Here is a 20,304-nt window from a genome sequence, read left to right on the forward strand (position 1 = left end):
GACACCGACCAAAGTCGGATACGGCCTCGTCCGCGGTCGGCCCCGTCCGCGCCCCGGGACCGATGCGGCGGCGGTGCCGGGGCGGGGAGTGTGGGGCGTGGGACGTTCGGGGGCCGACACCGCACCGGTGCGGTCCCGGTGTCCCGGCGGCGCGGTCCGGGCGGCCGGGACACCGGACCGGCTGGGAGTTCACCTCCGGGGGGACGCGGACGGACCTTCCGTCCAGCGGCCCGGGACGAGGCCCGGACCGTGCCGCACCACACGACGACGTTGGGAAAGACCATGGCCACCACAGAAACCACCGCCCGCACCGCCTCAGCCGTCCCCCGGCGGCTACTCACCGCGACCGCCGCGGTGCTCGCTCCGCTGGCCCTGTGGGCCCTGGCCGTGCCGCTGATGGGCGTGGACCTGACCGCCTTCCCGGGCGGGCAGGCCCGGCCTGTGGGGCCGGGGGCCGTGGCCTTCGCGGGTCTGCTCAGCGCCGCGGCGGCCTGGGGACTGCTCGCGCTGCTGGAGCGCACGGCGCGGCGGCCCCGGCGGGCGTGGACGGTCACCGCCTGTGTGGTGCTCGCGCTCTCCCTGGCCGGACCCCTCACCAGCGGCGCCGCGCCGGTGGTCGTGCTGGTGCTGGAGGGGATGCACGTCCTGGTCGGGGCGGTGCTGATCCCGGGCCTGGGCCGCTCGGCCCGCGCCTGAGCCCGCGCCCCCCGCGCAGGGGGGCGTTCGCGGAGCGTCCCCGCCCGCTTCGGGCTCCCCGCCGGGACCGCAGCGGCGCGGGACGGCCGTGGGCGGGGTTGCGGAGTTCGCACCGGGCCTGCCCCCGCCCGGTGCGGGTCACCGGGCGGGGCGCGGCGTCACCACCCGGGCCGGGTTCGTGGCCGAAACGGCACGGGGCGCCGGGCGGGGTGCGGCGTCATCCCGCGCGGCGGGCCCGCAGGACGGTGTCGTGGGTGTGGCGTGTGCCCTCGGGCGCGGGGGCGGGTCGCGCCCGGGTCTCGTCCACCAGGACGGTCCAGCCGTCACCGAGGAGCCCGGCGACCTCGGCGGGCTGGTAGAAGTCGCGCGGGTCGGGGCCGTCGTGGTGCGGCGGCAGGTCGGCGAGGTCGTGGCTGACGAAGAGCAGGGTCCCGCCGGGGGCGACGGCGGCCAGCAGGCCGCGCAGCGCGGCGTGGTCCGCTCGGCGGGGAAGGGGGAAGTAGTGGACGGACACCAGGTCGAACGAACCGCTGGGCGGCGGCACGGCGGTCAGGTCGGCGCGCGTCCACGCCACGCGGTCGGTGCCGGTACCCGTGCGGGCGGCACGGCGCAGCGCGGTCCAGGAGATGTCGACGGCGGTGACCAGCCATCCCCGCCGGGCCAGCCAGAGCGCGTCCGCGCCCTCGCCGCAGCCCACGTCGAGGGCCTGCCCCGGCGGCAGGTCGGCGGTCTCGGCGACGAGCACCCCGTTGGGCTCGCCGCTGAAGACCTGTTCGCGGCTGCCGTACATCTCTTCCCAGAACTGTGCGTCCATCGTCCTTCTCCTCACTCGTGGGCCCTGGTGCGCGGACCGTGGCCGTCTCGGGCACCACACTGTTCCCCCGGGGGGAGGGATGACAAAGTTCTTTGCGGAAACCGCAAGGAAGCGGGCACAGTCGAGCCATGGACGACGAGTTCGACGCGGTCCTGAGCGCGGTCGGCCCCCGGCTGCGCGCGCTGAGGCACCGCCACGGGATCACCCTGACCGCACTGTCCGAGACCACCGGTATCGCGGTCAGCACCTTGTCGCGGCTGGAGTCGGGACAGCGCAGACCGGGCCTGGAACTGCTGCTGCCCCTGGCCAAGGCCTACAACGTGCCGCTCGACGAACTCGTCGGGGCTCCGGCCAACGGCGATCCACGGGTCTACCCGCGGCCGACCGTGCGCAACGGCATGACCGTCATCCCGCTGTCCCGCAACCCCGGCGGGCTCCAGGCGTTCAAGCAGGTCCTCCCGGCCGGTCCCGACGACCTGGAACCCGATCCCCGCTCGCACGAGGGCTACCACTGGCTGTACGTGCTCAGCGGACGGCTGCGCCTGGTGCTGGGAGACCAGGACATCGTCCTCACCGCGGGCGAGGTCGCCGAGTTCGACACCCATCTGCCGCACTGGTTCGGCAACGCCGAGCCCCGGCCGGTCGAGTTCCTGAGCATCCTCGGCCCGCAGGGCGAGCGTTTCCACATCAGGGCCCGTTACCAGCCCTCATGAGGGGCGCCGGGCATGCCCGGGGAAACGCACCGCACACGTGGGGCGTGCGGGAGCCGCCCGCGGAACTCAGCGGGTGGGCGGCGCGGTGCTCTCGCGCTCGACGACCTCGCCGCGCACGGTGACCACGCGGGGCTGGTCGCTGGGATCGCCGTCCAGGGCGAGCACAGCGGCGCGTTCGCCCATCTCCTCCAGCGGCAGGCGCACCGTGGTCAGGGCGGGGGTGAGGTCGCGCAGGGTGGGGATGTCGTCGAACCCGGCCACGGACAGGTCGGTGGGCACCCGCAGGCCCAGGTCGCGCAGCGCGGCCATCGCCCCCGTGGCCATGACGTCGTTGACGGCGAACAGACACGTGGCGTCGGTGCCCACCGCCATCAGGCGGCGGGTGGACTCGTAGCCGCCGTCGCGGGTGAAGGCGCCGTGCACCACGTTGTGGTGGGCCAGTTCCAGCCCCGCGCCCGAGAGCGCGGAGTGGAACCCGTCCAGGCGTTCGCGGGCGGTCTGGAGGTCGGTGGGCCCGGCCAGGATGGCGAACTCCCGGTGCCCCTGGGCGATGAGGCGGCGGGCCAGGTCGGAGGCCCCGGTGTGGTTGTCGGGGGTGACCGTGTCCGCGGGCAGGCCCTCCTGGGACACGCACGCCACCCGCCCGCCCTGGCGGCGGAACATGCGGATCTCCTCGGACAGGCGCCGGTTGCTCTCCTCGTCGGTGGAGCGCGAGCCGACCAGCACCACCGCGCGGGCCCGGTGCGCGCGCAGCGTGGCCAGGATGCGGCCCTCCTTCTGCGCGGAGCGGTTGGTGGTGCCCAGCACCAGGACCAGTCCCTGTTCCTCGGTGTGGCGGGTGACCCCGGCGGCGATCGAGGAGAAGTAGGGGTCGGAGATGTCGTGGACGAGCAGGCCGACCAGGGCGCTGCTGTTGCGGGCCAGGGTCTGGGCCGAGGCGTTGGCCAGGTAGCCGAGTTCGCGCGCGCTGGCGGTCACCTTGTCGCGCAGGCGCTGACTGACCTGGCGTGTGCTGCCGTTGATCACCCTGGACGCCGTGGCCAGGGACACCCCGGCGTGCTCGGCGACCTGTTCCAGCGTCACGTAACCGGACTCCACGCCGCTCCCTCTCCTGCCTCGGCCCATGGGAAAACTCTTTCCTACCCTAGCGGAGCCCTCGACCAGCTCACGGACGCTCTGATGTCCCACGGGCCCCGTCAGCCACGGAACCGGCCTCGGAGGCGCGGCTCTCCCCGGAGCGCAGTTGCGTGCGCCAGGTCCGGGAGGGGGCCCAGCCCAGCGCGGTACGGGCCGCCTGGGAGGAGAAGACCGCGCGGCCGTCGGCCAGGGCGGCGGCCACCGGGGCGGTGCCGGGGTGGTGCAGGGGCAGCAGGGCGTCGACGGGCACCTCGGACAGCGGGTCGGGGGCCATGGCGTTGAACACCTGGCCGCCGCTGACCTTGGCCGGGTTCTCGATGACCAGCGCGAACAGCTCGGCGGCGTCGCGGGCGTCGACGTAGTTGAACAGGGAGGTGGCGGCCAGGGCCGGGTCGGCCAGCCGCTCGGCCATGGTGTGCCCGAGCTGGGTGGGCGCGCCCTCCCACTCCTCGGGGGCCACGACGTAGCCCGGGCGCACGCACGACAGGACGCAGGTGGCGGAGGTGCGGGCCAGGGCCCGCACGGTGTCCTCGATGATCGCCTTGCTCAGCCCGTAGGCGTGCCAGGGCGTGACCGGGTGGGCCTCGTCCAGCGGCAGGTAGCGGGGCGCCCAGGAGGGGGTGTTGTACCCGTAGACGGTGGGGCTGGAGGCGGCCACCGCCGAGTGGGCGCCGTGGGCGACGGCGGCGGAGAGCACCGCCCAGGCCAGGCCGGTGTTGACCTGGAGGGTCTCCACGTCGGGTCGGGCGAAGGGTACGGCGATCCCGGCCAGGTGGACGACGGCCTCGGGGCGGGCCCGGGTGAAGGCCGCCTCCAGCGCGGCCGGGTCCAGCAGGTCGGCGGTGACCGCGTCGACTCCCTCGGGCAGGTCGGCCGCGGCGGTGTCCACGGAGGTCACCTGGTGTCCGCGTGCGGCCAGGGTGGCCACGACGCTGCGGCCGAGCCGTCCGGAGCCGCCGGTGACGAGAACGCGCATGGGTGTTGTCTTCCTTCCCTCGCCCCCGGGTTCGGGGGGTTGTCCACAGGTCGTGCGGGGCACTGGTGCCGCCCCGCGCGGCGGGCCTAACGTTGATATCGGGGGGGTCCCCGGGCCCGCCCGGTTTCGTGCTGCGCTCCTCGTGCCCGGGCCGCTCGGCCCCTCCGGAGCGGGCTCCGGTCAGAACCGGTCAGGCCCGACCGGACCCGCCCCGCGGAGCCCGTCCCCGCGGGGCGTACCTCGAACCGCGCCTCGCAGGCCGGATCCCGTGGGCCGGGCCCCAAGGATCCGGACCCCACCGGCTCGGCCCGCGGCCCCACCTCGGTTCCGCCCTCAGTTCCGCCACAGCCGCGGAGCCCCTTTCCCCGTCACCTCCCGGGCACGGACCCGGGGCGGTTGGCGGGCTGGCCGCCCCGGGGTGGGTGCGGCGGAAGGGGGCCAGCCCCCGAACGGCGCACAAGGGAAAGGAGCGGTCCGGTGCCCTTCGCGGTCACCGCACCGGGGCGGATTCCGGACTAGGGCAGGTTCCGGGCGGCCTCGGCCAGGGCCGCCAGCTCCCCGGCCCCGTCGGCCCGCCCGTCGCGCACCGCCACGCGCAGCCGCCGCTCCAGGCGCCCGCCCTCGGGCAGGGGCAGCCGCGTGTCCCACGCCAGCGCGGGCCCCACCCCCGGGTAGTCCTCGGCCCGCAGGAACCACGGGTCGGTGTGCTCCCCGGGCTGGAGGAAGACCAGGGTCCACCCCCCGCTCGCGGTCGCGCCGCCGTTCCCGGCACCACGGCCTCCGGCACCCTCACCGCTGACCAGGGCCAGCCACTCGGCCCGCGAACCGTGCAGGGCCTTCTCTCCCTCCAGCCCGCCCGCGCCGACGACGGCGGGCGGGGCCGCGGCCACGGGCGCGCGCCAGAACAGGCCCCCGTACCCGGCGCCGGGCCTGCCGTTGGTGGCGGGGCTGCCGATGCTCAGGTCGCGCCCCGAGGTGTTGCGCAGCTGCGTGCGCACGTCCAGCACCCAGGTGCGCCCGTCCAGGCCCGCGGCCCGTACGGTGCGCTCCTCGCTCAGCATCTCGGCCCCGTCCGGGCCGGTCCACGACAGCGCCTCCACACGGCGGTCCGCGGCCAGCTCCAGCCAGGACACGTGCCGCTGACGGCCGTGGTTGTCCAGCAGCACCGACCCCCGGTCGCGGGTGAAGGTGCGTCCGCCCCAGAAGCTCACCCCCGACACGTCGGGCACGGCCACGCCCACCCCGAAGTGGTGCAGGTGGTCGGCGGGCCGCTCCTCGGTGACCGGCACCCCGGCGAGGGTGCGCACCGGGTGCAGGTAGGGGCGCGGCGACAGGGTCGGCTCGATGTCGGTCCCGTCCCTGAGGACGGCCAGGACGCAGCCGTCCAGGGTCAGCGTGTTCACGGCGTGGCCTTCGCGTCGGTCGCTCCCGTCCGGGCCGCGGGGGACCAGGCGGGGTCGAGTTCGGAGAACAGCGCCAGGTGCTCGGCGCTGCGGTGGATGAGGGCGTCGATGCCGGGGACGATCCGGCGCACCCCCTCCTCGGTGCGGTACACGTGCTGCATGCCCGCCGGCAGCGCCACCGGGTCGGGCGCGGTGCGCACCGCTTCGAGCACGTGCATGAACGCCCGGGTGGCCTGGGACGGCACCAGCAGCGGCTCGCCCCCGCGCACGTGCTCGACCAGGTTGGACAACAGGTGGGTGCGCGGGTGCGTGGTGGTGGCCGGGGGCCGGCCCGGCCGGTGCACGGTGACGCGGTCCAGCGTGTACTCGAACTCGATGCGCCCCAGGTCGCCGTGGACCACCAGGCGCGGCGGCAGGTGCTCGGGCGCGCACAGGGTCACCGCCAGGGTGATGGGCAGCCCGTCCGCGGTGCGCACGCGCACGCACGAGGTGTCGTCGGCCTCGATGGGGTGGGCGTGGAACATCTCCAGCTCCACGTCCCGCGGCGCCTCGGTCGCGGCTCCGGCCACGGCCAGCGCGGTGGCCAGGGCGTGGGCGAAGGGGTTGGTCAGCGCCCCGTCCACGACGTCGCGCCCCTGGAGGCGGCGGCGCCCCGCCCAGGGTGCGCGGTCGTAGTAGGCCGAGGTGCGCACCCACGTGCCCGCACCGCCGATGCCGCGCACGCGCCCCACCGCGCCCTCGCGCACCAGGGTGCGCACGGCCTCCACCGCGGCCGACCCCAGGCTCTGGAAGCCCACCTGGCAGGCCAGCCCGGAGGCGTCCACGGCCGCGGTGAGCTCCTCGAACTCGGCCAGGGTCGCGGTGGTGGGCTTCTCCAGCAGCAGGTGGGAGCCGTGTTCCAGCGCGGTGCGGGCCAGGGGCAGGTGGGTGTGGATGGGCGTGGCCAGGACGGTGATCCGCGCGCCGGTGCTCTCGATCGCCTCGCCCAGGTCGGCGTGGCAGGGCAGCGCGCCGTGCCCCTCCAGGTCGTCGTCCTCGGCCACGGGGCGCTGGTCGCACACGCCCACGAGCCGGACCAGGCCGCTGCCCGCCAGCTCGCGCAGGGAGCGCAGGTGGGCGCGGCCGTGGCCGTGGACCCCGGCCAGCAGCACGGGCACGGGTTCGCCCATCAGCTGCCCCCGAGCAGGTCGGCGACGCGGACCGGCGCCCCCGAGGCGATGGAGGCGTTGGCCGCCAGCCCGGTGAGCAGGGCGTTGCCGCCGTCGGAGTGGTCGGGGCGGATGCCGTCGTCCTCGCCGCCGAACAGCGAGTCGAGCATGAGCTGGTCGCCGCCGCCGTGGGTGCCCTCGCCCACCGCCACGGGGATCTCCTCGGGGGGCTGCCAGTGGCGGCGCAGCCACAGCCGTGCGCTGGTGTGCTCCTTGGGGGCGGGCATGCCGCGCACGGGCGTGGTCTCGTCCTGCTCGGGCGAGGTGTACTCGAACTCGGTCATGTCCAGCTCCAGGCGCCCCCGGCTGCCGGTGATCGCGATCCGGTACCCCTCCCAGGGCGCGTAGGCGACCAGGTGGTAGGTCAGGCGCGCACCGGTGTCGTAGCCGACCAGCACGGACATGTCGTCCTCGATGGTGATGCCGGGTCCGAAGACGTTGAGGTCGCGCCGGTAGCCGTCCTCGTGCTCGGCGTCCAGGTACAGGGCCCTGAGGTCGGCGCTGTCGTCCATGTGCAGGGCGAAGGGGTCGCTCTGGGCGGCGTCCTCGCCGTGGCCGCGCTCGTAGTCGGCGGCCAGGCCGTGGCGGCGGCCGTTGTCGTCGCCGTAGAAGAACAGCCTCCCCGACGCGAACACGTCGGTGGGGCGGGCGCCGATCCACCAGTTGACCAGGTCGAAGTGGTGGCTGGCCTTGTGCACGAGCAGGCCGCCGGACTGGGTCTTGTCGCGGTGCCAGCGGCGGAAGTAGTCGGCGCCGTGGCGCAGGTCCAGCAGCCACTCGAAGTGCACCGACCCGACCTCGCCGATCACCCCGGAGGCGATGAGGTCGCGCAGCTGGCGGTGGACGGGGTTGTAGCGGTAGTTGAAGCCGACGGTCACCCGCCCCCCGGTGCGCTCCTGGGCCTCGTTGATGCGCCGCAGCCCCTCCAGGTCGGCGGTCATGGGCTTCTCGGTGATGGCGTCGAGTCCGGCGTCCAGGGCCGCCACGACGTAGTCGGCGTGGGTGCGGTCGACGGTGCAGACGATGACCTCGTCGACCCTCTCCTCCTTGAGCATGCGGACGAAGTCGTCTGGGGAGTAGGTCGGCACGGCGTCGAGCCCGGCGTCGGTGACGATGCGGTTGTGCACGGCCATGCGGGTGCTGTTGGTGTCGCAGAGGGCGACCAGACGTCCCCGGTCCCGGTGGGTGCCGGTCAGGGCCCGGGTGTACATCCGGGCGCGGGATCCGGTGCCGACGATCGCGTACCTGCGTGGGGTGGTGTGGTTCACACAGGGTATGGTAAACGCTTTCCCATCCGGTCGACAAGGGTGTCGACCAAGACGTGTCCGAGCGTCCGCACTCCCGTGACGCGCGACGAAGAGTGACATATCCACTTCGGAGGGTGGGATTTCTCGTGCGAACGAGTGCGGGGGAGGAAAGCGCGCGGCAGAATCCGCGCCTCCGGGGCCGCCGGAAGCGTAACGATATGGGGCTTGGATCACAGTTTTCGGGAAACCTGCCGTTGACACCCATGTAACCCGGTGCTAGAAACTGAACATCTTAGTACGTGGATAGCGCTTACCAGAACATGTTTCGGCAGTTCATCACGTGTTCTCGCCCACAGCGTACGCGTCTCCGAACGAGATTGGCAGTTTCCATGAATCCAGGACCGCACGCGCCCGCCAGCGCTCCGGCGGTGGCCCCACAGGAGGGTGGATCCCCGTGAGCGCCCTCCTGCAACGGCGGCCCGCCAAGGCCCCCGACGCCCCGGCCGGCGCCAAGCCGCGCCGCAGGGTCGGCAAGAGCCCGGCCCCTGGCAAGCGGCGGAACGAGAACCTCGCCGCCTACGGCTTCCTGGCCCCGTGGTTCGTCGGCCTGGTGCTCATCACCGCGGGCCCCCTCCTGGCCTCCCTGTACTTCTCCTTCACCGACTACAACCTCATCGGCGACTACGAGTGGGTCGGCCTGGAGAACTACCAGCGGATGTTCGACGACGAGCGCCTGCACAGCGCGCTCAGGGTCACGTTCGTCTACGTCTTCGTGTCGGTGCCGCTCCAGCTCGCCCTGGCCCTGGCCCTGGCCATGATCCTGGACCGCGGCGTGCGGGGGCTGCCCCTGTACCGGTCGGTGTACTACCTGCCCTCCCTGCTCGGCGGCAGCGTGGCCATCGCCATCCTGTGGCGCCAGGTCTTCGGCGCGGAGGGCCTGATCAACCAGGTGCTCGCCTTCTTCGGCATCCAGGGCGAGGGCTGGGTCTCCCACCCCGACTACGCGCTGGGCACCCTGATCGTGCTCAACGTGTGGACCTTCGGCGCGCCCATGGTGATCTTCCTGGCGGGTCTGCGCCAGATCCCCGCCATGTACTACGAGGCCGCCGCGGTGGACGGGGCGGGCCCCCTGCGCCGCTTCTGGAACATCACCGTGCCGATGCTCACCCCGATCATCTTCTTCAACATGGTGCTGCAGTTCATCAACGCCTTCCAGACCTTCACCCAGGCGTTCGTGGTCAGCGGCGGCACCGGCGGCCCCTCGGACTCCACGCTCTTCTACACGCTCTACCTCTACCTGCGCGGTTTCGGCTCCTTCGACATGGGCTACGCCTCGGCGATGGCCTGGCTGCTGCTGCTGATCATCGGCGGGTTCACCGCGGTGAACTTCATCGCCTCCAAGTACTGGGTCTTCTATGGCGACTAAGACAATGCCCCCCGTGACCTCGCAGAAGCGCACGCGGGCCGAACACACACGACGGCTGATCACGCACATCGGGCTCATCGCCTTCGGGCTGGTCATGCTCTACCCGCTGCTGTGGATGCTCTCCAGCTCGTTCAAGCCCACCGAGGAGATCTTCCGCGCCCCGGGCCTGATCCCCGAGACCTTCACCCCGGGCAACTACACCGAGGGGTGGAACGCCCTCCAGTTCCCCTTCCACCACTACCTGCTCAACTCGGCGATCGTGGTGGCCGGGGCGATCGTGGGCAACCTCATCGGCTGCTCGATGGCGGCCTACGCCTTCGCCCGGCTGGAGTTCCGCGGCAAGCGGCTGTTCTTCGCCGTCATGATGGCCACGATCATGCTGCCGATCCACGTCGTGATCGTGCCGCAGTACATCCTCTTCGCCGAGCTGGACTGGATCAACACCTTCCTGCCGCTGATCGTGCCCAAGCTGCTGGCCACGGACGGGTTCTTCATCTTCCTCATGGTGCAGTTCATCCGCGGACTGCCCCGCGACCTGGACGAGGCGGCGCGCATCGACGGCTGCGGCCACGTGCGCATCTTCTTCCAGATCATCATGCCGCTGTCCCTGCCGGCCCTGGCCACCAGCGCGATCTTCACCTTCATCTGGACCTGGAACGACTTCTTCAGCCAGCTGATCTTCCTCACCGACCCGTCGATGTACACCGTCCCCGTCGCCCTGCGCACCTTCGTCGACTCGACCTCGCAGACCTCCTGGGGTCCGCTGTTCGCCATGTCGATCGTCGCCCTGGGCCCCGTCTTCGGTTTCTTCCTCGCGGGTCAGCGATACCTCGTCAAGGGCATCGCCACCACCGGAATCAAGTAGTCGAAGGGAACCGAACACATGCACGCACACCCTGGCAACGGGCGCCCCCAGGCCCGTCGCCGCAGCCCTTTCCTCTCCGTGGCCGCGGGAGTGGGCGCCGTCGTCATGGCGGCCACCGCCTGTGGCGGCTCCGAGCCCGACGACGGCACGGTCGAGCTGCGCTTCTCCTGGTGGGGCGCGGACGACCGCCACTCCACCACCCAGCAGGTCATCGACCTGTTCGAGGCCGAGAACCCGGGCATCACCATCGTCCCCGAGTACACCGACTGGGCCGGGTACTGGGACCGCCTGGCCACCAGCACCGCTGCCAACGACGCCCCCGACATCATCACGCAGGAGGAGCGCTACCTGCGCGAGTACGGCGACCGCGGCGCCCTGCTCGACCTCAACGAGGTCGAGTTGGACCTGTCGGGGATCGACCCCCTGGTGGCCGAGAGCGGCGACCTGGACGGGCAGACCTTCGGTGTGGCCACCGGCGTGAACGCCTACGCGATCCTGGCCGACCCCCAGGCCTTCGAGGACGCGGGCGTGGAGATGCCCGACGACGAGACGTGGACCTGGGACGACTACATCGAGATCTCGGCCCAGATCAGCGAGGCCACCGACGGCGAGGTCGTGGGCACGCAGAGCATGTCCTACAACGAGACGGGCTTCCAGATCTTCGCCCGCCAGCGCGGGGAGAACCTCTACGCCGAGGACGGATCCCTCGGCTTCTCCCAGGAGACGCTGGAGGAGTGGTTCTCCGTCACCGAGCAGCTGGTGGAGAACGGCGGCCAGCCCGGCGCGGCCGAGAGCGTGGAGATCGAGGCGGGCGGCCCCGACCAGTCGGTGCTCTCCACCAACCAGGGCGCGATGGCCCACTTCTGGACCAACCAGCTGGGCGGCATCTCGGCCTCCTCCGGCCGCGACATCGAACTGCTGCGCTACCCGGGTGAGAGCACCGAGGACCGCACCGGCATGTTCTTCAAGCCGGCCATGTTCTACTCCATCTCCGCGGGCACCGAGCACCCGGAGGAGGCGGCGCTGTTCGTGGACTTCCTGCTCAACAGCGAGGAGGCGGCCGAGCTGATCCTGGCCGACCGCGGTCTGCCCGCCAACGTGGACGTGCGGTCCCACATCATCGACTCTCTGCCCGAGGCCGACGCCCGCAGCGCGGTGTTCCTGTCCGAGATCGAGGGCACGATCGTGGACGGCAACCCGCCGCCGCCGATCGGCGCGGGGCAGGTCGTGGACATCACCAAGCGCGTCACCGAGGACCTGACCTTCGGCGAGCTGACCCCGGCCGAGGCCGCGGAGCAGTTCATGTCGGAGGTCGAGGCGGCCACCGGCGAGGCCTGATCCGAGCCGCGTACCCGGCACCACCGCACGGGCGGGCCCGGCGGGAGGAGACCCTCCCGCCGGGCCCGCCCGCGTGTGCGGCCCGCCCGGTGGGGCGTTCCGGTGGCGTCCGTGCGCGGTCGCCCGTTCCTCAGGATGAGGCGGTGACAGGCGGTTGCTCGGGGTCGGACTCCGGCGGCGCGGGGGCCGGGGGCACGGCGGTCTGGGCGACGAGGGCGCCCGCGACGATGACGGCGGCGCCGACGGCCTGCACGGGGGTGAGCGCCTCACCCAGCAGCGCCCAGGCCAGCACGATCGCGGTGACCACCTCCAGGTAAGCGACCGCCCCGGCGACCTGCGGGGACAGTCGCCGGACCGCCGAGATTCCGAGGAAGTAGGCGAGCGCGGTGCACACCAGGCCCAGCCACAGGGCGGCCGCCCAGCCGGGGAAGGAGAACCCGCCGAGCGCGACCGGGTCGGCGAGCATGTGCCAGGGCAGCGTCCAGGGCCGGGCCAGGACGCCCAGCAGCGCCGCGGCGACCAGGGAGCCGAAGGCCACCACGGCCAGCGGGTGGGTGTCCTCGCCCATGCTGTCCGAGAGCAGGAAGAAGACGGCCTGCGCCGCGGCGGCGCCCAGCGCCAGCCCGACGCCGACCGCGTCCAGGCGCACGCCCGCCCACACCTCCAGCAGCAGGCCGAGCCCGGCCACGGCCAGGACCACGCCGACCACGGCGGCGGGGGAGACCCGGGTGCGGCGCACCACGCGCAGCCACAGCAGGACCAGGACCGGACCGAGGAACTCGATGAGCAGGGCGATGCCCACGGGGATGCGCGCGATGGAGGCGAAGTACAGCGCCTGGACCCCGGCCATCGGGAAGACGCCGTAGGCCAGCACCAGCAGCGGGCGGCGGCGGGCGGTGCGCCAGTGGGTCAGGGCCACGGGCAACAGCAGCAGCGCCGCACCGGCCACGCGCAGCCAGGTGACGTGGAGGGAGTCCATCCCCGCGTCCAGCAGGGGGCGGGCGAAGACGCCCGAACCGCCGAAGGCGAGTGCCGAGGCGAGCGCGAAGGCCAGCCCCGAGCTCCGGTGGCGCGCGGGTGGGACGGACACGGCGGTGCTCCCGGGGGATGGTGGGGACATGGGACCGTTGACGAGCATACGGCCGGGATCCGACGGAGGTTTCGTGCGGCGGGGTGGCCTCCGGCGGCGAGCGCCGTGCGCGGGGGCGTTCACGACCGGCAGCGGACACGGGAGGCGCTTGGGCACGGGCTCCTTCGGCTGTCTGCTGGCGCCGGGAGCGGACACGGGGTCGCGCCTCCCGCCGCGGACACGAACCGCGTGGGGGTCGCACCCCTTCGGCGCGGGCTCCCATGGCTGTCGACCGTGCCGGGGACGAACAGGCGGCTGCTTCCCTCCCGGGTTGTCGGGCGACGGCGGCTCCGCTCCGACCTGCGCGCGCCCGCTGCCGCGACGGCCTCAGCCCTGTGCGGGGGTGAGGCCGATCTGGGCCCAGGCGACGTCGTGCCAGGCGTCGAACTTGCGGCCCACCCGGCGCATGACGCCCACGTCCTCGAAACCCAGGGAGCGGTGCAGGCCCAGGCTGGCCTCGTTGGGCAGGGTCATGCACGCGACGGCGGTGCGCATGCCGCGTTCGGCCAGACGGGGCAGCAGCTCCCGGTACAGGGCGCGGCCCGCGCCGGTGCGCCTGCGGCCCATCGCCAGGTAGACGCTGACCTCGCACGACCACCGGTAGGCGTCGCGGGTGCGGAAGGGTCCGCCGTAGGCGTAGCCGACGACCCCGTCGGCGTCCTCCAGCACGATCCAGGCGTGCCGCCGCTGGGCCGCGGCGATCCGTTCGGCCATCTGCTCGGCGGTGGGCGGCTCGTACTCGAAGGTGATCGCGGTGTCGGTGACGTAGGGGGAGTAGATCGCCGCGCACGCCGGGGCGTCCGCGGGGGTCGCGTCGCGGACAGTGAGGGTCGGCATCGAAGTCATGTCGACCATGGTATTCAGTCGTGCTCCCTATAGTGAACGTCATGAGCGACACACTGGGAACGGCCCTGGCCTCGACCCTGCGAGAGCTGCGCCGGGCCCGCGGACTGAGCGGAGGGGCGCTGGCCGAGCTGTCCGGTGTCTCCCGGGGCATGATCAGCCGGATCGAGAACGGCGAGGCCCAGCCCACCGCCTCCCTGCTGGGGCGGCTCGCCGCCGCGCTCGGCATCACCCTGTCGGAGCTGATCGCGCGCGCCGAGCAGGGCGACCGCCGCCTGGTACGCGCGCGCGAGCAGCCCGTGTGGACCGATCCCGGGACGGGATACCGGAGGCGCGCGGTCTCGCCCGCGTCCGGCGGCCCGATCGAACTGGTGGAGGTGGAGCTGCCGCCGGGGGCGCGGGTGGGCTTCCCCGCGCAGGCCTACGCCCTCACCCACCACCAGATCTGGGTGCTGGAGGGCACGCTCGCCTTCCGAGAGGGCGGTGTGGAGCACGTGCTGGAACGGGGCGACTGCCTGCACCTGGGCCCGCCCGAGCCGTGCGAGTTCCACAACCCGACCGGTGCGGACTGCCGGTACCTGGTGGTCATCTCCCGGCGCGGAGCCTGAGGCCGCGGACGGGCCCGGGCGCGCCTCGGGACCGGTGCCGGTGACCGCACGGGGGAGGCCGCGCCGCGTTCGAGGCCGTCCCGGAGGAGGCGAAGGCCCGATCGGAGCAGGAGGACCGGGTGCCGGGGCGGGCACGAGCGCTCCCGGCACCCCGGGGCTCGGCCGTACGCCCCGCCCGCGGGACCAGGGAGCCGTCAGACCCCCGGCTCAGGACACCAGCGCTCCGACGAACACCGCGCGCTGGTCGGCCAGCCAGGCCTGGCGGCGGTCCCAGCGCTCCCACCCGCCCGTCCGCTCCAGGTCGCGGGCGAACAGGCCGTCACCGTTCTCGACCCGCTCGGCCACGAAGACGCGGGCGACGGCCGTGTACTCCTCGACCGTCCCCGGCAGGGCGCGGCGGTCCTCGGGGGAGAGCCCGTAGGCGTCGGCGAGGAGGCGCAGCCGGTGCGCGACGTCGCTCCCCTCGTGCGGGGTCCCGGCGGCCGAGACCGGGTCGAGCGCGGGCACCAGGTAGTAGGCCAGTGCCGCCACGTCCCAGACGGGGCGGCCCGGCGCGGCCAGGTCGAAGTCGATCAGGGCCGTGGCCCGGCCGCGGCGGAAGACGATGTTCTCCAGGCAGGGGTCGTTGTGGCACAGGATGGGACCGCCCTCGGGATCGGCCATCCCGGTGGAGCCGGTGTTCCAGGCGGCCGAGGCGTCCACGGGCACGCGTGCGGCGGCGTCGTGGTAAAGGCGCAGCAGTTCGGCGCACGAGCGCAGGGTGTGTTCGGTGAACGCCCAGTCGGGGAACGGCGGGAGGGCGACGTCCCCCTCCACGAAGGTCAGCTCCTCCCGGCCGTCGTCGCGCAGCCGCAGCGGCACCGGAGCGCCCCTGAATCCGCTCTCGCCCAGGGCGCGAAGGTGGGCGTGGATGGCGGGCGCGGCGGGTGTCGCGGTGCGCACGACGTGGCCGCCGTACCGGAACACCGTGGTCATCATGCCGCCGGCCAGCCGCTTCCCCCTGTTGTCGGTGCCGCTGTCGGTGTCGGTCGGATGGGTCATCGCTCTCCTCGGCGTCGAGGACCTGCGGCGGCGGGTCCACTCCGAAACTAGTGCCAGGAACCGTCCGAGGGGAGGCCGCGCCGCGTCACAGGTCGCCCCGGAGCGGGAAAGAGTCCGATCACAGCGGCGGAACCGGGACCGGACACGACCCCCGGGCCAGCGACTCGGCCCCGGCCACCCCGACCAGGGAGGCCGCCACGGCCGCGCGCACCGGCACCAGCGGCTCGGCGCCGTGCTCGACGGTGTCGCGAAAGCCCCGCAGCAGGCGCACCGTGCCCTCGGCCCCGCGTTCCACGGGCTCGCCGTCCAGCGACAGCGCGGGCGGGACGCGTTCCTCCTCGTGGGCGTCGCCGTCGGGGCGGGTCCACCCCTCGTGGCGCACGCGCACCGACCAGGCGCGCTCTCCCCGCGCCCGCACCGACTCGGCCAGCCCGCGGGTGCCGCGCACCGACACCCAGCTCCAGTGGCTGTCGGGTTCGCCCTGGAGGAAGCCGTTGCGGGTGACGGCCAGGGCGCCCGTGGACAGGCGCACCACCATGGTGCTGGCCTGGCGCGGCGCGGCCTCGTCCACGGTGAACGCGCTGACCTCCACCGGGTGCGCACCGGTGATCGCCAGGATCGGTGACAGGGAGTGGGTGCAGTAGGCGGTGGGGGCGATGCGCCCGCGCCAGTGGGCGGGGTCGCCGGTCAGCCCGGCGACGCCCTCGGGGGACATGCCGTGCAGGTAGTCGGCCTCGATGAGGCTGATCCGGCCCAGTTCGCCCGCCCGGACGGCCTCGCGGACGAGCAGCACGTGCGGGTGGAGGGTGTAGTTCTCGGCCAGGGAGTAGGTCGCCGACGAGCGGTCGGCCGCCGCGACCAGCGCCCTCGCCTCGGCCTCGTCGGCGCACGCGGCGGTCTCGGAGAGCACGTGGACGCCGCGGTCGAGGAAGGCCAGGGCCAGGGGCGCGTGGGCGTCGAAGTCGTTGGCCAGAATGACCCCGTCCAAGTCCTGGTCGAGCAGGTCCCGCCAGCGGTCGGTGAGGGTCGCGCCTGGCAGCCGCTCGCGGGCCGCGGCGTGCAGGGAGGGGTCGCGGTCGCAGGCCGCCACCACGTCCATGCCCAGTCTGGCGGCCCACACCGCCAGGTGCAGGCCCATCCCCAGTCCCACCACTCCCACGCGCATAGGGGCATCATCGTCCCCGGGCGGTCGCGGGGCAAAGGGATTACGCCGCACGCGCGGTCCGGGGGCGGGCCCCGCGCCCCGTGTGGCCCGCCCCGCCGCCCCGTGGCGGGGCGGGCGGCCCCGCGGTGCGGGGCCGGAGCCCTGGTCAGTCGGTGAGGGCGTTGACGGTGGGGACGACCGTGCCGAACAGGTCGGCGATGGTGGTCAGGGCGGCGGCCTGGAGGGTGGCGGCGGGCAGGACGGTGCCGTCCGGAGCGGTGAGGGCGCGGGTGGCGGTGGTCTCGGCGACGACGCTGGGGCGGTAGCCGAGGTTGAAGGCGCCCTGGGCCGTGTAGTTGACGCACATGTGCGTCATGAAACCGGCCAGCACGAGGTCCTTGCCGCTGCCCGGGGCGGCGCCCAGGGCGGTCAGGGTCCTCTCCAGTTCGGTGAGGTGGAAGGAATCGGGGAACCGCTTGACCACGACCGGCTCGCCGTCGGCCGGGGCGACCTCGTCGCTGATGGCGCCGATGCGGGCGTGGATGTCGTAGGGGGTGCCCTCGCCCCCGTCGTTGACGACGTGGACGACGGGAGTGCCCGCGGCGCGGGCGCGCTCCAGCAGCCGGGCGCTGGCCGCGAGGGCTTCCTCGGCGCCTTCCAGCGCCATGACGCCGGTGCGGTAGGTGTTCTGGATGTCGATCATGACCAGGACGGCGTCGCCCAGACCGGGCGGCTGGTCGTCCAGACCGATGACGCGGCGCAGGGTCGTGGATGGCTGGTTCGTGCTCATGGGATGCCTTTCGGGAGAAGCGGGGCATGGCGAAGCTCTCCGTCCTGCCGGTGCAGGAGGGGAGTACTGGTGGGCGCGGGGGTCAGGCGGCCTGGGTGCGGAAGCGGCGGCGGTAGGCGGCGGGGGTGGTGGCGAGCTGTCGCCGGAACGCCCGGTGCAGGGTCTCCGTCGAGCCGAACCCGGCCCTGGCCGCGACCCGGTCGAGCGGGTCGTCGGTGGTCTCCAGCAGGCGCCGGGCGGCCTCGACCCGGACGCCCTCGACGTAGGCGGCGGGACCGGTGCCGGTCTCCTGGGCGAAGACGCGGGCGAAGTGCCGTTCGCTCAGGTGCATCCGGGCCGCCAGCACCTCCGCGGACAGGTCCTCGTCGAGGTGGTCGGAAATCCACAGCAGCAGCTCGTCGATGTCGCGGCGGGCGGAGGCGGGCCGGCTGAGCGGCACGGAGAACTGGCTCTGCCCGCTCTGCCGCTTGAGGTACATCACCAGCTGCCGGGCCACCGCCAGCGCGACGTCCTCACCCAGATCCTCGGCCACCAGGGCGAGTGCGAGGTCCAGGCAGGCGCTGATCCCGGCGCCCGTCCACAGCCGTCCGCGGTCGGCGCGGACGAAGATCGGGTCCGGGTCGACCGTGACGGCCGGATGGTCGGCGGCGAGCTGCGCGGCGGTCGACCAGTGCGTGGTCGCGGTCCTGCCGTCCAGCAGTCCGGCCGCCGCCAGTACGTGCGCGCCCACGCACACCGACGCCACCCGCCGGGCGCAGGGGGCGGTCTCCCGCACCCACGCCACGACGTCGGAGTCGATCCGGGCCACGGGGCCGTCGTCGCCCATGTCGACCGCGCCGGGTACCAGCAGCGTGTCCACCTGTCCGCCGACGTCGTCGAAGGACACGTCGGTGAGCAGCCGCACGCCCGCCGACGTCCGCACCTCGCCGCGGGTCGGCCCGGCGAGGAGGACCCGGTAGTCGGCACGGCCCGGGGCCTCCTGGTTGGCCAGCGCGAAGACCTCGGCCGGGCCGGTGACGTCAAGGAGGTCGACGTCGGGGAAGACCCCGATGACGACACGGTGCGGAAGGGACATGGGTCCATCCTCACCGCCGCCGACCATGACCGCAATGACGACCGGCTGTCACATCCGGACACCGGTCCGGTCCTGCGGCCAGGCCCGGAAGCGTCTCCTGCGGCTCGGCGCCGGGGCCCGCGAGGTGGGACCCGTCCCCGGGCGGCGTCACGTACGCGCAACGCGACGGAAACACGCGCCGCGCGGCGGCCGGGGGTCCCCTCCCGGTGACGACTCCGTGCGAGCACGCGCTGACCTGTGGCGACACCGGTTCCCCGGAGGGGGCGGCCGACCGTGGCCACGGAGGATTTATGTTTACATCGAGGTAATACACTCCTCACACAGCCACGATCCGCAGGCGTGAGGACCTCAGGGCCTCGGATCACCACCATGTGTTGCGCCAGCGTGCGCTTGTTCGAGGTTCCCGACACAACGGCGTGTGGGGTGCCCGTTCCACCTGTGCTGAAAGGAACGTTCACCCATGCCCTTCGCCGACGAGGCAGGCCGTGACCACCACCCCGGAGTCCGATCCGCCTACGAGCACGTCGTGCGCCGCAACCCCGACGAGCCGGAGTTCCAGCAGGCGGTGCTGGAGGTCCTGGACGACCTCTCCCCGGCCCTGACCCGGCACCCCGAGTACGCCGAACAGCGCATCCTGGAGCGCCTGTGCGAGCCCGAGCGCCAGGTGGTCTTCCGGGTGCCCTGGCGCGACGACCAGGGCCGGGTGCACGTCAACCGGGGCTTCCGGGTGGAGTTCAACAGCGCGCTGGGCCCCTACAAGGGCGGGCTGCGCTTCCACCCCAGCGTCAACCTCGGCGTGATCAAGTTCCTGGGCTTCGAGCAGATCTTCAAGAACGCCCTGACCGGCATGAACATCGGCGGCGGCAAGGGCGGCAGCGACTTCGACCCCAAGGGCCGCTCCGAGGCGGAGATCGAGCGGTTCTGCCAGTCGTTCATGACCGAGCTGCACCGCCACCTGGGTGAGCACACCGACGTCCCGGCCGGGGACATCGGCGTGGGCGGCCGCGAGATCGGCTACCTGTTCGGCCAGTACCGGCGCCTGGCCAACCGCTGGGAGGCCGGGGTGATCACCGGCAAGGGCCTGGAGTGGGGCGGCTCACGGGTGCGCACCGAGGCCACCGGGTACGGCAGCGTGCTCTTCACCCAGCGGATGCTGGAGCGGTCGGACCGCGCTCTGGACGGCCAGCGCGTGGTGGTCTCCGGGTCGGGCAACGTGGCGATCTACTCGGTGGAGAAGGCCCAGCAGCTGGGCGCGAACGTGGTGGCCGTCTCCGACTCCGGCGGCTACGTGGTGGACGACAAGGGCCTGGACCTGGACCTGCTCAAGCAGGTCAAGGAGGTCGAACGCGCCCGGATCAGCGTCTACGCCGAGCGTCGCGGCGGGGGCGCCCACTACGTCGAGGGCGGCAGCATCTGGGACGTGCCGTGCGACGTGGCGCTGCCCTCGGCCACCCAGAACGAGCTGGACGCCGACGCGGCGCGCACACTGGTGCGCAACGGCGTGGTGGCGGTGGCGGAGGGCGCGAACATGCCCACCACACCCGAGGCGGTCAAGGTGCTGCGCGAGGCCGGTGTGCTGTTCGCGCCGGGCAAGGCGGCCAACGCCGGCGGTGTGGCCACCAGCGTGCTGGAGATGCGCCAGAACGCGCGGCGCACGTCGTGGTCCTTCGAGCACGCCGAGGCCGAGCTGGCCGAGACGATGGCGGGCATCCACGACCGCTGCGAGGAGGCGGCCGAGCGCTACGGGGCGCCGGGCGACTACGTGCTGGGCGCCAACGTGGCCGGGTTCGAGCGGGTGGCGGGCGCGATGCTGGCCCAGGGCCTGATCTAACGGTGGGGCGGGGCCTCCGG

The 20,304-nt window shown here is 73.4% G+C and carries 19 protein-coding genes; 7 read left to right on the top strand and 12 right to left on the bottom strand.

Annotated elements, in window-relative coordinates:
- Positions 1–282 precede the first annotated feature (282 nt).
- On the top strand, positions 283–696 hold the full coding sequence (locus NDAS_RS10020) for a DUF6069 family protein (protein WP_013153059.1): 414 nt from the start codon (positions 283–285) through the stop codon (positions 694–696).
- A gap of 217 nt (positions 697–913) precedes the next feature.
- Here NDAS_RS10020 and NDAS_RS10025 read toward each other — a convergent pair whose 3' ends face one another.
- The gene (locus tag NDAS_RS10025) at positions 914–1,510 is read right to left on the bottom strand and encodes a class I SAM-dependent methyltransferase (protein ID WP_013153060.1); all 597 of its coding nucleotides are present in this window, start codon (positions 1,508–1,510) and stop codon (positions 914–916) included.
- 128 nt (positions 1,511–1,638) lie between these two features.
- Here NDAS_RS10025 and NDAS_RS10030 point away from each other — a divergent pair, with 128 nt between their 5' ends.
- Complete coding sequence (locus NDAS_RS10030) at positions 1,639–2,223, top strand: helix-turn-helix domain-containing protein (RefSeq protein WP_013153061.1); 585 nt, start codon at positions 1,639–1,641, stop codon at positions 2,221–2,223.
- Positions 2,224–2,289: 66 nt separating this feature from the next.
- On the opposite strand, the gene NDAS_RS10035 is transcribed toward NDAS_RS10030, so the two are convergent.
- The 5 genes from NDAS_RS10035 to NDAS_RS10055 form a co-directional block, all read right to left on the bottom strand.
- Complete coding sequence (locus NDAS_RS10035; protein WP_013153062.1) at positions 2,290–3,321, bottom strand: LacI family DNA-binding transcriptional regulator; 1,032 nt, start codon at positions 3,319–3,321, stop codon at positions 2,290–2,292.
- Between the two features lie 67 nt (positions 3,322–3,388).
- On the bottom strand, positions 3,389–4,336 hold the full coding sequence (locus NDAS_RS10040) for an NAD-dependent epimerase/dehydratase family protein (RefSeq protein ID WP_013153063.1): 948 nt from the start codon (positions 4,334–4,336) through the stop codon (positions 3,389–3,391).
- Between the two features lie 515 nt (positions 4,337–4,851).
- Positions 4,852–5,739, bottom strand: coding sequence for a DUF6807 domain-containing protein (locus tag NDAS_RS10045; protein WP_013153064.1), 888 nt, complete (start codon positions 5,737–5,739; stop codon positions 4,852–4,854).
- Entirely contained in the window at positions 5,736–6,908 is a 1,173-nt protein-coding gene (locus NDAS_RS10050) for a Gfo/Idh/MocA family protein (RefSeq protein ID WP_013153065.1), read from the bottom strand. The genes NDAS_RS10045 and NDAS_RS10050 overlap by 4 nt, the downstream gene beginning before the upstream one ends.
- Positions 6,908–8,215 (bottom strand): Gfo/Idh/MocA family oxidoreductase, encoded by a 1,308-nt coding sequence (locus tag NDAS_RS10055; protein WP_013153066.1) that lies wholly within the window; start codon positions 8,213–8,215, stop codon positions 6,908–6,910. The genes NDAS_RS10050 and NDAS_RS10055 overlap by 1 nt, the downstream gene beginning before the upstream one ends.
- Before the next feature lie 433 nt (positions 8,216–8,648).
- Between NDAS_RS10055 and NDAS_RS10060 the strand changes: the two genes are divergently transcribed.
- From NDAS_RS10060 to NDAS_RS10070, 3 genes are read left to right on the top strand one after another with little or no spacing between them, the layout of a single operon-like run.
- A complete protein-coding gene (locus NDAS_RS10060) occupies positions 8,649–9,620 on the top strand; it encodes a carbohydrate ABC transporter permease (protein ID WP_013153067.1) in 972 nt (323 codons plus the stop codon).
- On the top strand, positions 9,610–10,485 hold the full coding sequence (locus NDAS_RS10065) for a carbohydrate ABC transporter permease (protein WP_013153068.1): 876 nt from the start codon (positions 9,610–9,612) through the stop codon (positions 10,483–10,485). The genes NDAS_RS10060 and NDAS_RS10065 overlap by 11 nt, the downstream gene beginning before the upstream one ends.
- Positions 10,486–10,503: 18 nt before the next feature.
- Complete coding sequence (locus tag NDAS_RS10070) at positions 10,504–11,823, top strand: ABC transporter substrate-binding protein (protein ID WP_013153069.1); 1,320 nt, start codon at positions 10,504–10,506, stop codon at positions 11,821–11,823.
- Positions 11,824–11,953: 130 nt separating this feature from the next.
- On the opposite strand, the gene NDAS_RS10075 is transcribed toward NDAS_RS10070, so the two are convergent.
- Together NDAS_RS10075 and NDAS_RS10080 are read right to left on the bottom strand one after the other, a co-directional pair.
- Positions 11,954–12,913, bottom strand: a complete 960-nt coding sequence (locus tag NDAS_RS10075; protein ID WP_041552644.1) for an EamA family transporter — start codon at positions 12,911–12,913, stop codon at positions 11,954–11,956.
- Between the two features lie 366 nt (positions 12,914–13,279).
- Positions 13,280–13,807 carry a GNAT family N-acetyltransferase gene (locus NDAS_RS10080; protein WP_013153071.1) on the bottom strand — a complete coding sequence of 176 codons (528 nt, stop codon included), beginning with the start codon at positions 13,805–13,807 and terminating at the stop codon, positions 13,280–13,282.
- Between the two features lie 32 nt (positions 13,808–13,839).
- On the opposite strand from NDAS_RS10080, the gene NDAS_RS10085 reads away from it, so the two are divergent.
- A complete protein-coding gene (locus NDAS_RS10085; RefSeq protein ID WP_013153072.1) occupies positions 13,840–14,403 on the top strand; it encodes a helix-turn-helix domain-containing protein in 564 nt (187 codons plus the stop codon).
- Positions 14,404–14,610: 207 nt separating this feature from the next.
- Here NDAS_RS10085 and NDAS_RS10090 read toward each other — a convergent pair whose 3' ends face one another.
- The 4 genes from NDAS_RS10090 to NDAS_RS10105 form a co-directional block, all read right to left on the bottom strand.
- Positions 14,611–15,444, bottom strand: a complete 834-nt coding sequence (locus NDAS_RS10090; RefSeq protein ID WP_013153073.1) for a phosphotransferase — start codon at positions 15,442–15,444, stop codon at positions 14,611–14,613.
- 118 nt (positions 15,445–15,562) lie between these two features.
- Positions 15,563–16,609 (bottom strand): Gfo/Idh/MocA family protein, encoded by a 1,047-nt coding sequence (locus NDAS_RS10095; RefSeq protein ID WP_013153074.1) that lies wholly within the window; start codon positions 16,607–16,609, stop codon positions 15,563–15,565.
- Positions 16,610–16,754: 145 nt separating this feature from the next.
- A complete protein-coding gene (locus NDAS_RS10100) occupies positions 16,755–17,378 on the bottom strand; it encodes a cysteine hydrolase family protein (RefSeq protein ID WP_013153075.1) in 624 nt (207 codons plus the stop codon).
- 82 nt (positions 17,379–17,460) lie between these two features.
- Positions 17,461–18,453, bottom strand: a complete 993-nt coding sequence (locus tag NDAS_RS10105) for a GlxA family transcriptional regulator (protein ID WP_013153076.1) — start codon at positions 18,451–18,453, stop codon at positions 17,461–17,463.
- 460 nt (positions 18,454–18,913) lie between these two features.
- On the opposite strand from NDAS_RS10105, the gene gdhA reads away from it, so the two are divergent.
- A complete protein-coding gene (gdhA, locus tag NDAS_RS10110) occupies positions 18,914–20,284 on the top strand; it encodes an NADP-specific glutamate dehydrogenase (protein ID WP_013153077.1) in 1,371 nt (456 codons plus the stop codon).
- Positions 20,285–20,304: the final 20 nt, after the last annotated feature.

It is taken from the genome of Nocardiopsis dassonvillei subsp. dassonvillei DSM 43111 (assembly GCF_000092985.1).
Taxonomy (GTDB): domain Bacteria; phylum Actinomycetota; class Actinomycetes; order Streptosporangiales; family Streptosporangiaceae; genus Nocardiopsis; species Nocardiopsis dassonvillei.

Excerpts from the sequence above, each read along its gene's own strand:
- NDAS_RS10080 (WP_013153071.1), bottom strand. The coding sequence starts at position 13,807 with ATGGTCGACATGACTTCGATGCCGACCCTCACTGTCCGCGACGCGACC.
- NDAS_RS10095 (WP_013153074.1), bottom strand. The coding sequence starts at position 16,609 with ATGCGCGTGGGAGTGGTGGGACTGGGGATGGGCCTGCACCTGGCGGTG.
- NDAS_RS10065 (WP_013153068.1), top strand. The coding sequence starts at position 9,610 with ATGGCGACTAAGACAATGCCCCCCGTGACCTCGCAGAAGCGCACGCGG.
- NDAS_RS10030 (WP_013153061.1), top strand. The coding sequence starts at position 1,639 with ATGGACGACGAGTTCGACGCGGTCCTGAGCGCGGTCGGCCCCCGGCTG.
- NDAS_RS10025 (WP_013153060.1), bottom strand. The coding sequence starts at position 1,510 with ATGGACGCACAGTTCTGGGAAGAGATGTACGGCAGCCGCGAACAGGTC.
- NDAS_RS10070 (WP_013153069.1), top strand. The coding sequence starts at position 10,504 with ATGCACGCACACCCTGGCAACGGGCGCCCCCAGGCCCGTCGCCGCAGC.
- NDAS_RS10100 (WP_013153075.1), bottom strand. The coding sequence starts at position 17,378 with ATGAGCACGAACCAGCCATCCACGACCCTGCGCCGCGTCATCGGTCTG.
- NDAS_RS10040 (WP_013153063.1), bottom strand. The coding sequence starts at position 4,336 with ATGCGCGTTCTCGTCACCGGCGGCTCCGGACGGCTCGGCCGCAGCGTC.
- NDAS_RS10050 (WP_013153065.1), bottom strand. The coding sequence starts at position 6,908 with ATGGGCGAACCCGTGCCCGTGCTGCTGGCCGGGGTCCACGGCCACGGC.
- NDAS_RS10090 (WP_013153073.1), bottom strand. The coding sequence starts at position 15,444 with ATGACCCATCCGACCGACACCGACAGCGGCACCGACAACAGGGGGAAG.
- NDAS_RS10105 (WP_013153076.1), bottom strand. The coding sequence starts at position 18,453 with ATGTCCCTTCCGCACCGTGTCGTCATCGGGGTCTTCCCCGACGTCGAC.
- gdhA (WP_013153077.1), top strand. The coding sequence starts at position 18,914 with ATGCCCTTCGCCGACGAGGCAGGCCGTGACCACCACCCCGGAGTCCGA.
- NDAS_RS10020 (WP_013153059.1), top strand. The coding sequence starts at position 283 with ATGGCCACCACAGAAACCACCGCCCGCACCGCCTCAGCCGTCCCCCGG.
- NDAS_RS10085 (WP_013153072.1), top strand. The coding sequence starts at position 13,840 with ATGAGCGACACACTGGGAACGGCCCTGGCCTCGACCCTGCGAGAGCTG.